Origin of the sequence: Paenibacillus sp. BR1-192 (assembly GCF_029542445.1) — a bacterium.
In the GTDB taxonomy this organism is placed as follows: domain Bacteria; phylum Bacillota; class Bacilli; order Paenibacillales; family Paenibacillaceae; genus Paenibacillus_AQ; species Paenibacillus_AQ lautus_A.
On sequence record NZ_CP120718.1, the window covers coordinates 1,904,538 to 1,918,980 of the forward strand.

Sequence of the window (14,443 nt, forward strand, 5' to 3'; positions counted from 1 at the left end):
TCTTGGCAAGTTCATAGAATGTAAACAGGGTTAAAAAATGACATCGTGCTTTGAACATGTTAGAATAACTTTTGTAACGCTGTAGTATATTTTTCAAGGAAAAGAGGTTGGTCGCATGAGTCTTGTACCTATGGTTGTTGAACAAACCAGTCGAGGCGAAAGATCTTACGATATCTACTCAAGATTACTGAAGGATCGCATTATATTCCTCAGCAGTGCGATCGATGACGATGTTGCCAATCTTGTTATTGCCCAGCTTCTGTTTCTGGCTGCGGAAGATCCGGAAAAAGACATCTCTTTGTACATCAATTCCCCTGGCGGTTCGGTAACGGCCGGGATGGGTATATATGATACGATGCAGTTGATCAAGCCTGATGTATCCACGATTTGCGTAGGCATGGCCGCCAGCATGGGATCATTGTTGCTTACTGCAGGAGCGCCAGGCAAACGATATGCTCTCGAGAACAGTGAGGTGATGATTCATCAGCCGCTCGGAGGCATTCAAGGTCAGGCATCCGATATCCAAATCCATGCAGATTGGATCATCAAGACCAGACAAAAACTGAATCAAATCTATGTGGAGCGCACGGGTCAGCCCCTTGAAAAAATCGAACGCGATACAGACCGCGACTTTTTCATGAGCGCGGAGGAAGCGAAGGCGTACGGTATTATTGATGATGTTCTGTCTTCACCGACCAAATCTTAAGGGGTGGTAATAGCATGTTTAAATTTAACGATGACAAAGGGCAGCTGAAGTGCTCCTTCTGCGGCAAATCGCAGGAGCAGGTCCGCAAGCTGGTTGCGGGGCCCGGTGTTTATATATGTGACGAGTGCATCGACTTGTGTTCGGAGATCGTAGAGGAAGAGCTCGGACACGAGGAAGAAGTGGATCTGAAGGATATTCCGAAACCGCGTGAAATCCGCGATATCCTGGATCAATACGTAATCGGACAGGATCAAGCGAAAAAATCCCTTTCGGTTGCCGTTTACAATCACTACAAGCGCATCAACACCCAGAGCAAGATCGAGGACGTCGAATTGCAAAAGAGTAATATTTTGCTACTCGGACCTACAGGTTCCGGTAAAACCTTGCTTGCGCAAACGATGGCCAAAATTTTGAACGTGCCGTTTGCTATTGCGGACGCAACCTCGCTGACCGAAGCCGGTTACGTGGGTGAGGATGTTGAGAACATTCTGCTGAAGCTGATTCAAGCTGCGGATTATGACGTGGAAAAAGCAGAACGCGGCATTATCTATATTGATGAGATCGACAAAGTGGCCCGCAAATCGGAGAATCCGTCCATTACGCGTGACGTCTCCGGTGAAGGGGTTCAGCAGGCTCTCCTGAAAATTCTGGAGGGAACCGTTGCTTCCGTGCCGCCGCAAGGTGGACGCAAGCATCCGCATCAGGAATTCATCCAGATCGATACAACGAACATCCTGTTCATTTGCGGCGGTGCGTTTGACGGTTTGGAGCAGTACATCAAACGCCGGATCGGCAAAAAGGTCATCGGCTTCAATGCATCCGGAGAAAGCCAAAAGGATCTTAAGCCAGGTGAATACCTGACGATGGTTCTGCCGGAGGATCTGTTGAAATTCGGATTGATTCCGGAATTCGTCGGCCGTCTGCCGGTCGTGTCCACGCTCGAGCCGCTGGATGAGGCGACATTGGTCCGTATTCTGTCCGAGCCTAAAAACGCGTTGACTAAACAGTACCAAAAGCTGCTTGAGTTTGATAACGTGAACCTCAAGTTTGAGCCGGCCGCACTTGAAGCGATTGCCCGCGAAGCCATTAAGCGCAATACGGGTGCACGCGGACTGCGTTCCATCATCGAAAGCATCATGCTTGACGTGATGTATGAAGTGCCGTCCAGGGATGACATCAAGGATTGCGTCATTACGGAGCAGGTCGTTCGGGATAAAGTGATTCCTGAGCTTCAAACCAAAGCTAACGAAGACGACAAGAAACAAGAAGAAAGCGCCTAATGCGTTATAGCGTTTTAGACGTGGAATAAATCTACGCTGATTCTCCACTTCCAGTTATGCCCAAATGGGCTTTGCTGGAGTGGAGCTTTGGCGTTATATGGGAGAGATCGTACCATGTTTTTGAGACAAGACACACGGCCCGTCAAGGTGGGGAACCTTACCATTGGGGGAAAGAACGAAGTCATTATTCAAAGCATGTGCACCACCAAAACAGCAGACGTGGAGGCAACCGTTGCCGAGATACTGCGCCTGGAGGAAGCGGGATGCCAGATCGTCCGGGTAACGGTAAACAATGAGGAAGCAGCTGCTGCCATCAAAGAAATCAAGAAACGCATTCATATCCCGCTCGTGGCGGATATTCATTTTAACTATAAGCTCGCCCTGATGGCGATCGAGAACGGTATCGATAAAGTCCGGATCAATCCGGGGAACATCGGTAAGCGCGAAAAGGTCGAAGCCGTCGTGAAGGCATGCAAGGAGAAGGGGATTCCGATTCGGATCGGGGTGAATGCCGGTTCCCTGGAGAATCACCTTCTTGAAAAATACGGGTATCCGACACCGGAAGCCATGGTAGAGAGCGCCTTGTATCATATCGGCATCTTGGAAGAACTGGACTTCCACGATATCATCGTTTCGCTTAAAGCGTCTGATGTGCCGATGGCCATTGCGGCGTACACCAAGGCGGCGGAAGTGATTCCGTACCCGCTTCATCTGGGGATTACCGAAGCGGGCACCCTCTTCTCGGGTACCGTGAAGAGCGCGGCCGGTCTTGGGGCACTGTTGTCCCTAGGCATAGGCAGCACGATGCGTATTTCCTTGAGCGCCGATCCGGTCGAAGAGATCAAGGTGGGCCGGGAGCTTCTAAAATCCTTCGGTCTGATCTCGGATGCGGCAACCTTGGTATCCTGCCCGACTTGCGGACGGCTGGATATCGATTTGTTTTCCATCGCCAATGAGGTGGAGGAGTACATCTCGAAGATTAAAGTGCCGATTAAGGTTTCCGTCTTGGGCTGCGCCGTGAACGGTCCCGGTGAGGCCAGAGAAGCCGACATCGGTATTGCCGGCGCTCGTGGGGAAGGTTTGCTCTTCCGTTACGGAGAGATGATCCGCAAAGTTCCGGAAGCCACCATGGTGGAAGAGCTTAAGAAAGAAATCGATCATATCGTGAAGGTGTACGAGGAAACCGGCGAAATCCCGGGCCGCAAGCACAAATCCACGGTCTGATTGTAATAGAACTTGGCTTATGCTCTAACGGCAGTCTCATGATTCAAAGAGACTGCCGTTTTTGTTGTTTTTCTTAGGATACACAGAATCAAAGGCATGTTACTACGATTTCTTTGAATGCATATCTAACGAATAAGGTATGACTAGGATTAACCAAGAAATAAGCGGTCTGCTTACGGTCAGGTTATTCGTATAAATTTGCAAGTATGCGTTTGGTTATTCCAAGTAACTTTGCTTTAATCGAGCTTCTTGTAAATAAAGCTCGGCCTTTCCCACTCTCTCTCCTCATGATTCAGAAGGATGCCATGTGCCGCACCAGCGGAGCGGACGAATCGATTCCGGAGAAGCGGAGCGGTCGCCTTTGTTGCCGAATTTCTACATTGGTATCGTCATTCATGAAATTCGGAAACAACAGCGATCGGAGGAACGATACGTACGCGGAGCGACTCACCGCAGCGTCTCACTGAAACGTCTTCCATCCGCTTTTTGATACGAGTACGGCTTCGTCAGCGCATCCTGATTCAATCACCCTCTCTTTTACAATTTGTTCCCCCTCCAGCGTTTTACCATCCGAGGAATCGGCAATACTACCATGTATTAACGTTTGGATGAAGACATAATGGAGTACAGGAGGAATGACTTGTGAATTTAAGTATCGTGATTATGCTGGTGCAGCTGTTTTTTGCAGTCATCATCGGCATTTATTTTTGGAATTTATTGCGTGGACAGAAGACAAGCAAAACAGCGGTGGACCGGGAATCGCGCAAGGAGCTGGATAAACTCCGCAAACTCCGGTCGGTATCGTTAACGAAACCGCTCGCCGAGAAAACAAGGCCGCAAACCATGGATGACATTGTGGGGCAAAAGGACGGCTTGCGCGCCTTAAAAGCCGCGCTATGCAGCGCGAATCCTCAGCATGTCATCGTATACGGTCCTCCGGGAGTCGGTAAGACCGCTGCTGCCCGCGTGGTGATGGAGGAAGCCAAGAAGAACCCGCAATCGCCGTTTAAATACGACGCGAAATTCACGGAGATCGACGCAACGACGGCCCGTTTCGATGAACGTGGAATTGCCGATCCGCTCATCGGTTCTGTTCATGATCCGATTTACCAAGGCGCCGGTGCCATGGGGGTGGCAGGCATCCCTCAGCCGAAGCCGGGCGCGGTGACCAAGGCCCATGGGGGAATCCTGTTTATTGACGAAATTGGGGAATTGCATCCCATCCAGATGAATAAGCTTTTAAAAGTGCTGGAGGACCGCAAGGTGCTGCTGGAAAGCGCATATTATAATTCAGAGGATGCCAATACGCCCGCTTATATTCACGATATTTTTCAAAATGGGCTTCCGGCGGACTTCCGCCTGGTTGGTGCTACGACACGTTCGCCGGAAGAGATTGCTCCTGCACTTCGCTCGCGCTGCATGGAGATTTTTTTCCGTCCGCTTCTGCCTGAAGAGATCGGCAAGATTGCGGAGGATGCCATTCAGAAGATTGGCCTGAATGCTCCGCCGGAAGCGGTAGAAGTCGTGAAGCAGTACTGCTCCAACGGCCGGGAAGCGGTCAATATGATTCAATTGGCGGCCGGTCTGGCATTGACCGAGAAGCGGGATGCCCTCCGCGCGGCGGATGTTGAATGGGTAGCCAGCAGCAGCCAGCTGCAGCCAAGGCCCGACCGGAAAATACCGGAGAAGCCGCAGATTGGGGTAGTTAACGGATTGGCCGTATATGGCCCGAATATGGGGGCTCTGCTAGAAATTGAAGTATCTGCGGTTCCTGTCGAGGAGGGCCGGGGTACCTACAATATCACCGGGGTAGTGGATGAAGAGGAATTTGGCGGAGGCTCGCGCAAGCTGCGCCGCAAGAGCATGGCCAAAGGCTCGATCGAGAATGTGCTGACCGTGCTGGGCTCGATGGGCTTTACGCCCAAAAACTATGACCTGCATATCAATTTTCCCGGAGGAACGCCGATCGACGGCCCTTCCGCCGGCATTGCGATGGCTACGGCCATCGTGTCGGCCATCAAAGGGGTTGAAGTCGATAACAAGGTAGCGATGACCGGCGAGATAAGCATCCATGGAAAAGTGAAGCCGATTGGCGGAGTCATCGCCAAGGTGGAGGCGGCATTCCAGGCAGGCGCGACCCGCGTGATCATCCCTAAGGACAATTGGCAGACCTTGTTCCAGGATTTGAGCGGGGGCTTGCGGGTGATTCCGGTGGAATCGGTGGATGAAGTTTTCGGGCATATCTTTGGCGGTACGTTCGCTCCGGAGGTGATACAGCTTCCCGGAAACGATGTATTTCCATCCTCTTCCGCTTCATTGCTGCAGGCCACGCCTCCGCGCAACGGAAAAATAACGGATGCCGGAGGATGTTAAGCCTCGTATAGTTGGTTTTTTATACGCAGATTTGATAAAATAGGAATAGTGTCAACATTGAGAGCCATTGGAGGTGCGAAAGCGATGGGACCCAGTAAATCCAAAGGTCGTCGTTTTCCTTTACTGCCTTTAAGAGGTCTTCTGGTCTATCCAAGCATGGTGCTTCACTTGGACGTAGGCCGGGAGAAATCGGTAAAGGCTTTAGAAAAGGCGATGGTTGAAGACAATTTGATTCTCCTATGTTCTCAATCGGAAGTGAACATTGAAGAACCGACGCAGGATGATATTTTTCGGATTGGCACAGTTGCGAATGTACGCCAGATGCTTAAGCTTCCAAACGGTACCATACGTGTGCTAGTGGAGGGTATGGAACGGGCGGAAGTTATTGAATATACGGATCAAGAGGAATACTACGAGGTCATCGCTCGGGAGCTTCCCGAAGAGGAGAACCATGATCCTGAAGTCTCCGCATTAATGCGAACCGTACTGTCTCAGTTTGAGAATTATATCAATCTGTCGAAGAAAGTGACGCCTGAGACACTGGCGGCCGTTTCCGATATCGATGAGCCAGGACGGCTGGCGGACGTCATTACGAGTCATTTGTCGCTGAAGATCAAGGATAAGCAAGAAATTCTCGAAACAATCGACGTTCGCAAACGGCTCGAGAAACTTCTAGATATACTGAATAACGAGCGCGAAGTGCTGGAGCTGGAGCGTAAGATCAACCAGCGGGTCAAGAAGCAAATGGAGAAGACCCAGAAGGAATACTATTTGCGCGAACAGATGAAGGCCATCCAGAAAGAGCTTGGCGACAAGGAAGGCCGTGCCGGGGAAGTAGAGGAACTCCGAAGCCAGCTTCAGGAGCTTGAACTGCCGGAACGCGTCCAGGAGAAGGTAGAGAAGGAAATCGACCGACTCGAGAAAATGCCGGCGAGCTCTGCGGAAGGCGGCGTTATCCGGAACTATGTGGATTGGCTGCTGGCGCTGCCGTGGACGAACAAAACCGAGGATGATCTGGACATCGTCAAAGCGGAGCAAGTGCTGGACGAGGATCATTACGGTCTCGAGAAGCCGAAAGAACGCGTGCTGGAATATTTGGCGGTCCAGAAGCTGGTGAAGAAGATGAAGGGGCCTATTTTGTGCCTGGTCGGCCCTCCGGGCGTCGGTAAAACATCGCTTGCCCGGTCCATCGCCCGTTCCCTGGAGCGCAAGTTCGTTCGCGTCTCGTTAGGCGGGGTAAGGGACGAGGCGGAAATTCGCGGTCACCGGCGCACTTATGTCGGAGCTATGCCGGGACGGATCATTCAAGGCATGAAAACAGCGGGCTCGATGAATCCCGTGTTCCTGCTGGATGAAATCGACAAGATGGCATCCGATTTCCGCGGGGACCCGTCTTCCGCACTGCTTGAAGTGCTCGATCCAGAGCAGAACAATACGTTCAGCGATCATTTCGTGGAAATTCCTTTTGACCTGTCCAACGTTATGTTTGTCACGACGGCGAACGTGCTTCATAACATTCCAAGACCGCTCCTGGACCGGATGGAAGTGCTGAACATTCCGGGGTATACGGAGCTGGAGAAGCTCCAAATCGCCAACCGTTACTTGCTGCCCAAGCAGAAGAGCGAGCATGGGCTTGAGCCTGAGCAGCTGATTCTGGACGAGGAAGCGCTGATGAAGGTGATCCGGGAATATACCCGTGAATCCGGCGTGCGGAATCTAGAGCAGCAAGTGGCGGCGCTGTGCCGCAAAGCCGCCAAGCAGATCGTGACCCAGCAATCGGAATCCATCGAGATCAAGGCTGCCGATATCAAGGATTATCTCGGCATTCCGAAGTTTCGTTATGGCATGGCCGAGCTTGAAGATCAAGTGGGTACGGTCACGGGGCTCGCATGGACGGAAGTGGGCGGCGAAACGCTGACCATTGAGGTAACCGTGGTGCCTGGTACCGGCAAGCTGACGCTGACGGGCAAGCTTGGTGACGTGATGAAGGAATCGGCTCAAGCCGCCTTCAGTTTTACCCGCTCGAAAGCGGTAGAGCTGGGCATTGATCCGGATTTCCATGAGAAGCTTGATGTCCATATCCATATCCCGGAGGGAGCCATACCGAAGGATGGCCCTTCAGCCGGCATTACGATTGCGACGGCTCTTATCTCATCTTTAACCAAACGGCATGTAGCCCGTGACGTGGCCATGACGGGTGAAATTACACTTCGGGGACGCGTACTGCCGATTGGCGGCTTGAAAGAGAAGTCGCTGGCAGCCCACCGTGCCGGGTACAAAAAAATATTGCTCCCTAAGGATAACGAACGCGACCTGCGTGATATTCCTGACAGCGTAAAGAACGACGTGGAGTTCGTTCCGGTATCCCATATGGATCAGGTTCTGGAGCATGCGCTCGTTGAACAAGCGGGAGTGCACTAGAGAGGAAAGTCTACATTATGAAAGTTACGAAAGCCGAGTTTGTCATCAGCGCTGTCGTACCTGCCCAATATCCTGAAGACGCCTTGCCGGAGATTGCTCTGGCAGGGCGTTCCAATGTGGGCAAGTCATCGCTGATTAACCGTATGATATCCCGTAAGAACCTGGCTCGTACAAGCGCCACGCCGGGGAAGACACAGCAGCTCAACTATTATCGGGTGAACGACGACCTGTATCTGGTCGATTTTCCCGGCTATGGTTATGCGAAGGTATCCAAGACCCAGCGTGCGGCATTTGGCGAAATGATTGAAAGATATTTGCTCAGCCGGGAAGAACTGAAGCTTGTATTATTGATTGTGGACATGCGTCACCCGCCTTCAAAAGACGATATCAGCATGTATGAATGGCTGCAGCATTACAACCGGCCGGTGTGCGTAGTCGCGACCAAGGCGGATAAAATTCCGAAAACGCGCCGCCAGAAGCATGTGAAGATCGTGAAGGAAACGCTCGGTTTCAAGCCCTATCATTCCTTTGTCATGTTTTCATCCGAGCTGGGTTTGGGTAAAGATGAGTTATGGGCCATTATGGAGTCCCATATGGGAACGAAGGATCATGAGGAAGAGCCGCACCCGGGTTCGGAGAATGACAGCAACGAGCATGTCTGATCCGGATGGGTTTGTGATGTTTTTTCAAGGGTGCTATAGGGAATCGGTGCATTCTTTACAGGAAAGTGAGCATCTTGCGGGAAATATCGCTCTGATTCCGGCTAATTCCGTTTTTTTATGAAATATGATGGATATTCTCATTCGAACGGCAGGAAAGACCGCTTGGATCTGCTGTATAATGGTAGTAAGTTAAAAGAATTGAGGGAGATTTTTATGGCTCAGCGGTTAGCCACAGAATATGTTAATGCCACAATGCAAATGACGGATATTCAAATGGATCAATTTCTGCAATATACCCAAGCTTTCCGGGTCACTAACCGGGTAAAAGTCATGGATAGCGGAGAGCAGGAGTTCGTGCTCGAAGATGAAAGCGGGGAAGAAGTTCATTTGCCCTTTGAACGCAAGAATGGCTTGTACGTCTGTGAGCTGTCATGCCGATTGGTTACTCCCCATCTGACGAATGCCGTACGCAAACTGTTTGCGGCTTTTAAGGGATCAGGTAAAGTGAATCGGATTTATCGCGGCTTTACGATGAGCTACGACTACCATGCGGGAACGGTGCATCGAATTACGCAAGTCGCCGGGAACGACAGCATTGTCATTTATGAGTACAAGAATACGGCAGGCGAGCTGCAGCGTCTCTTTAACAGCAATGAAGCAGAGAAAGAGATCGAATCCATCCAGCATCATATCAACGTGCTTCTGGACCAGCGGATTGCAGCAGGGAATGATAAACTGATTACGAAGACGATAGACGAAAGGCTGCGACGGTTTAATCAGCGCCTGTTCGTGCTTGAAGCTTAGGGAGGGCTGCCCCGCAAGGGGCGCTTTTTTTATGTGTATTTATCGTTAAAAATTCGGTTTCATGCATGTTTATGTAACATAGAGCGGGTGATATTTATTTCGTGGGCCGGAGACACCATGTGGTTCAAATGCACATATATTGAGCTGTAAAATATTTATGGGTTATTTTCGAAAAAGGTGTTGCATTTAAGCGTCATAGATGTTATTTTTAATCTCGTTGAAAAGAAAATAGGAACCAGGATTCACTCAGGACATGTAATGTTGCGAGAGATTATTCCCTCGGGAAGTGAATGACGTAGGTCCTAGCGGATGAAATTTTCAAACATTTTATTCCTAGGAAGGGGGAAACCGGAAGATGGAATACTCAACTTTCGGAAGACACGTTGCTGTTGATACTTGGGGAGTCGATTTTGAACTACTGAACAGTGCAGAATTTTTACAAGCTCAGATGGTGGAAGCCGCTGAAGCATGTGGAGCAACGGTATTGTCCGTCCAATCCAAGCAGTTTGAACCACAAGGTGCGACTGTGCTGGTGTTGCTGTCGGAAAGCCATCTCTCGATTCACACATACCCTGAGAGAGGTTTTGCTGCGATTGACTGTTATACCTGCGGGGAGACAGTAGATCCGCAGTTGGCTATTGACTATCTGGTATCCGCTTTGAAACCTGAAAAATGCTATGCTAAGAAACTCGTGCGCGGACTCGGCGAAATGACCGTGGAAACGCCTGAGATGAAACAGGCTGAGCTCGTTTAATCCAGCCCTTAAAAAAACGCGTATTCTGATAACCATGGATATTTCCATGGTTATTTATTTTGTGAAGACGGGAAAGTTTCATGAAGATTCCATGCCGTCGTTCTCTGAAATGAGATTTCGTAGAAAATAATACGTATATCTAGGGTGTTCTATATCCACAATAGTAAGGTGCGATCTAGAGGAAGAATGTTCAAGAATGGCATGAAGAAGTATGGGGATTTCATAAACATTTCATAAAATAGACAAGGCTGCCCAGCATACTGTGATATAATGAACAGGGTCAAGGCAGTCCGTTGTGAACGGCAAAACTACTCGGAGAAATAGGCAGGTGAACATGCAATGCACATCGTCGTTGTTGGGTTGAACTATCGCACGGCGCCCGTGGAAGTCAGAGAACGCTTTACATTCTCGGAAGAAGACATGCCTAAGGCGTTAGAGCAGCTTAATTCGACCAAGAGCGTATTGGAGGGCGTCATTGTCGCTACCTGCAACCGTACTGAGATTTATGTTGTGGTAGACCGCCTTCATATGTGCGGCTACTTTATCCGCAGTTTTATGGAACAGTGGTTCGGCATTAATCGTGAAGAATTTACGCAGCACCTCTATATATATGAAGACGAACAAGCCATTTCCCATCTGTTTAAGGTTACCTGCGGTTTGGATTCCATGGTCATTGGAGAGACGCAGATCCTGGGACAGGTGCGCAATGCTTTTTTGACGTCGCAGAAGCATGATGCCACCGGAACTTGGTTCAACATGTTATTCAAGCAGGCCGTTACGCTCGGCAAGCGGGCGCATTCGGAAACTTCGATCGGAGAGAGCGCGGTTTCGGTCAGCTATGCTGCGGTGGAACTGGGTAAACGGATTTTTGGCGCATTTAACGATAAAAAAGTGATGATACTCGGTGCAGGCAAGATGAGCGAGCTTACCGTGAAGCATCTTTATGCCAACGGCGCGGCCGAAGTGATCGTGGCCAACCGCACGCTTGGCCGTGCCGAGGAACTGGCTCGCAAGTTCAAAGGAACGCCGTGCACCATCGCCGAAGCTAAGAATTTGTTGAATGAAGTCGACATTGTGATTAGCTCCACAGGCTCGAATGAATATGTTCTGAATGCGGAGCGGGTTAAAGAGAGCATGAAGAAACGCCAGTCCCGCCCGTTGTTCATGATTGATATCGCGGTTCCGCGGGACATCGATCCGGCAGTCGGGGAGCTCTCCAACGTATTCCTGTACGATATCGATGATCTGGAAGGCATTGTGGAAACCAATCTGGAAATGCGCCGGGTGGAAGCAGCCAAGATTGAAGTGATGATTCAAGAGGAGATGGATGCATTCCACACATGGCTGAAGACGCTCGGTGTCAGACCGGCGATTCGGGCTTTGCAGGAGAAATCGAACGCCATTCATGAAGAAACGATGGAAAGCTTGTTCAACAAGCTGCCGGAGCTGGACGAACGCCAACGGAAAGTCATCCGTCGTTTGACCAAAAGCATCGTCAACCAGATGATGCACGATCCGATCAACCGGATCAAGGAGATGACGGGCGGCAAGCAGGGCGGCGAGGCATTGGATTATTTTTCACAAATCTTTGCGCTGGAAAGCTTGATCCATGAGAATGAGCAGGAAGCCCGCGGCCGCAACAAGAAAGCAACTGCACCCGTTAAAGCTGAACGGACGAAGAATGCTGTAGATCAGCAGGCAGAAGAGAAGCCGCTCAAGGTGTCTCTGGCCCCAGCCACCCTTTGAGGAGGGTGAGTATAACCCATGCTGTTAAACATAATTTATATCACCGGCATTTGTATCTATGCCCTGAGCCTTCTGTTTTATATCTCGGATTGCATTTCACGCAATTCGGTGGCGAAGCGGATAGGCACAGGGCTTCTTGTCATTACCGCGCTGCTGCAATTCGCGGGCATCGGCATCAGGGCCATGGAGGGCGGACATTTCCACTTCCCGGTATTTACGCTGTTTGATTTCTTGTACCTGCTGGCCTTCTGCATTTCGATCACTTCGATTGCCCTGGCGTATATGAAACGCTCGGAATTTGCCGTCCTGCTCATCAACCTCGTCGGTTTTTGCGTGATGCTGGTCAATCGTTTATGGTTCACGGCAGGAGATAATGCTTTGTACAGCTGGGAGACGGAACACCGTCTCTTGCTGATTCATATTGCCCTGGCGAGCATCAGCTTCGCCGCTTTGACCGTCGGGGCCGTGTTTGCGGCGATCTACATGTTTCTCCATCGGAAGCTGAAGCACAAGCAGTGGAATGATACGGTCCGCAGGCTGCCGAGTCTGGAGAAGCTGGATGTGTATTCTTATAAAGCGCTGATGGCCGGTACGATTATTCTGGTCATGTCGCTTGTCTTGGCCGTAATGTCGGTGGCCATGGCCGGGCGGTGGACCCTGTTTTTGGATATCAAAGTATTGTCTACGCTGACGGCGCTTGCGATGTATATGGTGTATTTCATCAAACGCCGACTGTGGAGAAGGTCCGGCAGGGAAGCCGCCATATGGGCTTTAATCGGGTATGGATTCATTATATTGAATTTTTTTCTGAATACGTGGTCCGCTTTCCACAGTTGGTCAGGAGTGTGACGGCTGATGACGCATGACCATTATGTGCCCGTCCTGCTGAATTGCAGGGGACGTTTATGCTTGATCGTCGGCGGAGGCAAGGTGGCGGAACGCAAAGCGCTCACCCTGCTGAATGCCGGGGCAAGCGTACATATTGTAAGTCCTGTACTAAGAAGCGAGACGCTCCGGCATTTGGCGGGAGAGAAGGCCCTTCAATGGACGGAACGGAAGTACCGGCCAGACGATCCGGCAGGCGCGTTTATGGTCCATGCGGCAACGGATGACGCCAAGCTGAACCTGAAGATTGCCGAGGACGCCGATCGCCTTGGCGTGCTGGTTAACGTAGCCAGCGATGGCGATGCCGGTACGTTTATCAATCCGACGGTGCTGCGGCGGGGAAGGCTTATGCTGGCCGTGTCCACGTCGGGAGCAGGGCCGATGGCCGCACGCGATATACGCGATGAGCTCGAAGAACGGTTCGGACCGGAGTATGAGGATTATCTGGATTTTTTATATAGCATGCGTTCGATGATCAAGGATGAGGTGAAGTCCGCCGACGCGCGCAGGCGGCTGTTGCAAAAGGCATACCGCATGGACATGCTCGGGGAGATTCGCCGCGGAGGTTATGTGCCGTGGAGTCCGGACGAAATCAAGCAGTGGATTGAGAAGAATCAGGAGGAATGAAGGATGCGCACAATCGTAGTTGGCAGTAGACAAAGTGCTCTGGCACTGACACAGACAGGACAGGTTATCGATGATTTGAAGCGTTTGGCCAAGGAGCACGGATTGGAATACGACTTCGCGGTCAAGAAAATCGTCACCAAGGGCGACCGCATACTGGATGTTACCCTTTCCAAAGTAGGCGGCAAAGGATTGTTTGTCAAAGAAATCGAGCAGGCCATGTTGGACGGCGAAATTGACATGGCGGTTCACAGCATGAAGGACATGCCTTCCGTTCTGCCTGAAGGACTGGTTTCCGGGGCGGTGCCCGCAAGAAAAGATCCTCGCGACTGCCTGATCTCCAAAGAAGGGACAACGCTGGATGACCTTCCTCAAGGTGCCAAGGTAGGGACAAGCAGTCTGCGCCGGTCCAGCCAGCTCAAGGCCTATCGGCCTGATCTGCAGATCGATTGGATCAGGGGAAACATCGATTCCCGGATTCGCAAAATGGAGGAAGGCGAGTTTCAGGCCATCATTCTGGCAACTGCGGGCCTGCAGCGCATGGGCTGGGAGGATCGGATCACGTCGTACCTGCCGGTTGAAGTCAGTCTGCCTGCCGTAGGCCAAGGCGCTCTCGGCATTGAGTGCCGTGAAAACGATGAAGAGCTGCTGCATCTGCTCTCTCTTTATAACGATGAAGTAACCGCGCGGACCGTCGCCGCGGAACGCAAGTTTCTAAGCGAACTGAACGGCGGATGCCAGGTCCCGATCGGGGCTTACGCCGTCATGAAGAATGTGGAGGCAGGAGATTCCCGCGGCGAACAAAACGTTATACAATTAACAGGAATGGTAGGTTCTCCTGACGGCGAAATCGTCTTGAAGGAAAGCGCCGAAGGAACCGACCCTGAAGCGCTCGGAGTGGAAGTGGCTGCAAAGCTGAAAGCTAAAGGAGCGGAGAAGATACTGGCACAAGTTAGGGGTTGAG

The 14,443-nt window shown here is 51.0% G+C and carries 13 protein-coding genes; all 13 read left to right on the forward strand.

The window, feature by feature from the left end; translation table 11 throughout:
• Window positions 1–115: 115 nt before the first annotated feature.
• The 13 genes from clpP (at window position 116) to hemC (ending at window position 14,442) form a co-directional block, all read left to right on the forward strand.
• On the forward strand, window positions 116–706 hold the full coding sequence (gene clpP / locus P0X86_RS08105; RefSeq protein WP_009590407.1) for an ATP-dependent Clp endopeptidase proteolytic subunit ClpP: 591 nt from the start codon (window positions 116–118) through the stop codon (window positions 704–706).
• A gap of 14 nt (window positions 707–720) precedes the next feature.
• Window positions 721–1,986 (forward strand): ATP-dependent protease ATP-binding subunit ClpX, encoded by a 1,266-nt coding sequence (gene clpX / locus P0X86_RS08110; protein ID WP_277748296.1) that lies wholly within the window; start codon window positions 721–723, stop codon window positions 1,984–1,986.
• Between the two features lie 114 nt (window positions 1,987–2,100).
• Window positions 2,101–3,210, forward strand: coding sequence for a flavodoxin-dependent (E)-4-hydroxy-3-methylbut-2-enyl-diphosphate synthase (gene ispG, locus P0X86_RS08115; protein ID WP_009590416.1), 1,110 nt, complete (start codon window positions 2,101–2,103; stop codon window positions 3,208–3,210).
• A gap of 307 nt (window positions 3,211–3,517) precedes the next feature.
• Window positions 3,518–3,700, forward strand: coding sequence for a hypothetical protein (locus P0X86_RS08120; protein WP_277748297.1), 183 nt, complete (start codon window positions 3,518–3,520; stop codon window positions 3,698–3,700).
• Between the two features lie 173 nt (window positions 3,701–3,873).
• Complete coding sequence (gene lonB, locus P0X86_RS08125; protein WP_481858292.1) at window positions 3,874–5,583, forward strand: ATP-dependent protease LonB; 1,710 nt, start codon at window positions 3,874–3,876, stop codon at window positions 5,581–5,583.
• An 84-nt stretch (window positions 5,584–5,667) separates the two neighbouring features.
• The gene (gene lon / locus P0X86_RS08130; RefSeq protein WP_090910454.1) at window positions 5,668–8,004 is read left to right on the forward strand and encodes an endopeptidase La; all 2,337 of its coding nucleotides are present in this window, start codon (window positions 5,668–5,670) and stop codon (window positions 8,002–8,004) included.
• Window positions 8,005–8,021: 17 nt separating this feature from the next.
• Window positions 8,022–8,666 carry a ribosome biogenesis GTP-binding protein YihA/YsxC gene (gene yihA / locus P0X86_RS08135; protein ID WP_096775393.1) on the forward strand — a complete coding sequence of 215 codons (645 nt, stop codon included), beginning with the start codon at window positions 8,022–8,024 and terminating at the stop codon, window positions 8,664–8,666.
• A gap of 213 nt (window positions 8,667–8,879) precedes the next feature.
• Complete coding sequence (locus tag P0X86_RS08140; protein WP_015734002.1) at window positions 8,880–9,470, forward strand: hypothetical protein; 591 nt, start codon at window positions 8,880–8,882, stop codon at window positions 9,468–9,470.
• Between the two features lie 355 nt (window positions 9,471–9,825).
• Complete coding sequence (gene speD / locus P0X86_RS08145) at window positions 9,826–10,224, forward strand: adenosylmethionine decarboxylase (protein WP_006208786.1); 399 nt, start codon at window positions 9,826–9,828, stop codon at window positions 10,222–10,224.
• Between the two features lie 339 nt (window positions 10,225–10,563).
• Window positions 10,564–11,970, forward strand: coding sequence for a glutamyl-tRNA reductase (gene hemA, locus P0X86_RS08150; protein WP_009594030.1), 1,407 nt, complete (start codon window positions 10,564–10,566; stop codon window positions 11,968–11,970).
• 18 nt (window positions 11,971–11,988) lie between these two features.
• The gene (gene ccsA / locus P0X86_RS08155; protein WP_096775394.1) at window positions 11,989–12,819 is read left to right on the forward strand and encodes a cytochrome c biogenesis protein CcsA; all 831 of its coding nucleotides are present in this window, start codon (window positions 11,989–11,991) and stop codon (window positions 12,817–12,819) included.
• 6 nt (window positions 12,820–12,825) lie between these two features.
• Window positions 12,826–13,482 (forward strand): precorrin-2 dehydrogenase/sirohydrochlorin ferrochelatase family protein, encoded by a 657-nt coding sequence (locus P0X86_RS08160; RefSeq protein WP_096775395.1) that lies wholly within the window; start codon window positions 12,826–12,828, stop codon window positions 13,480–13,482.
• A 3-nt stretch (window positions 13,483–13,485) separates the two neighbouring features.
• Entirely contained in the window at window positions 13,486–14,442 is a 957-nt protein-coding gene (gene hemC / locus P0X86_RS08165) for a hydroxymethylbilane synthase (protein ID WP_145038565.1), read from the forward strand.
• Window position 14,443 lies beyond the last annotated feature (1 nt).

Bases quoted from the DNA above. Each gene is read 5' to 3' on its own strand.
- lonB (WP_481858292.1), top strand. From the start codon at position 3,874: ATGCTGGTGCAGCTGTTTTTTGCAGTCATCATCGGCATTTATTTTTGG.
- clpX (WP_277748296.1), top strand. From the start codon at position 721: ATGTTTAAATTTAACGATGACAAAGGGCAGCTGAAGTGCTCCTTCTGC.
- yihA (WP_096775393.1), top strand. From the start codon at position 8,022: ATGAAAGTTACGAAAGCCGAGTTTGTCATCAGCGCTGTCGTACCTGCC.
- P0X86_RS08160 (WP_096775395.1), top strand. From the start codon at position 12,826: ATGACGCATGACCATTATGTGCCCGTCCTGCTGAATTGCAGGGGACGT.
- clpP (WP_009590407.1), top strand. From the start codon at position 116: ATGAGTCTTGTACCTATGGTTGTTGAACAAACCAGTCGAGGCGAAAGA.
- hemC (WP_145038565.1), top strand. From the start codon at position 13,486: ATGCGCACAATCGTAGTTGGCAGTAGACAAAGTGCTCTGGCACTGACA.
- hemA (WP_009594030.1), top strand. From the start codon at position 10,564: ATGCACATCGTCGTTGTTGGGTTGAACTATCGCACGGCGCCCGTGGAA.
- ispG (WP_009590416.1), top strand. From the start codon at position 2,101: ATGTTTTTGAGACAAGACACACGGCCCGTCAAGGTGGGGAACCTTACC.
- lon (WP_090910454.1), top strand. From the start codon at position 5,668: ATGGGACCCAGTAAATCCAAAGGTCGTCGTTTTCCTTTACTGCCTTTA.
- P0X86_RS08140 (WP_015734002.1), top strand. From the start codon at position 8,880: ATGGCTCAGCGGTTAGCCACAGAATATGTTAATGCCACAATGCAAATG.
- speD (WP_006208786.1), top strand. From the start codon at position 9,826: ATGGAATACTCAACTTTCGGAAGACACGTTGCTGTTGATACTTGGGGA.
- ccsA (WP_096775394.1), top strand. From the start codon at position 11,989: ATGCTGTTAAACATAATTTATATCACCGGCATTTGTATCTATGCCCTG.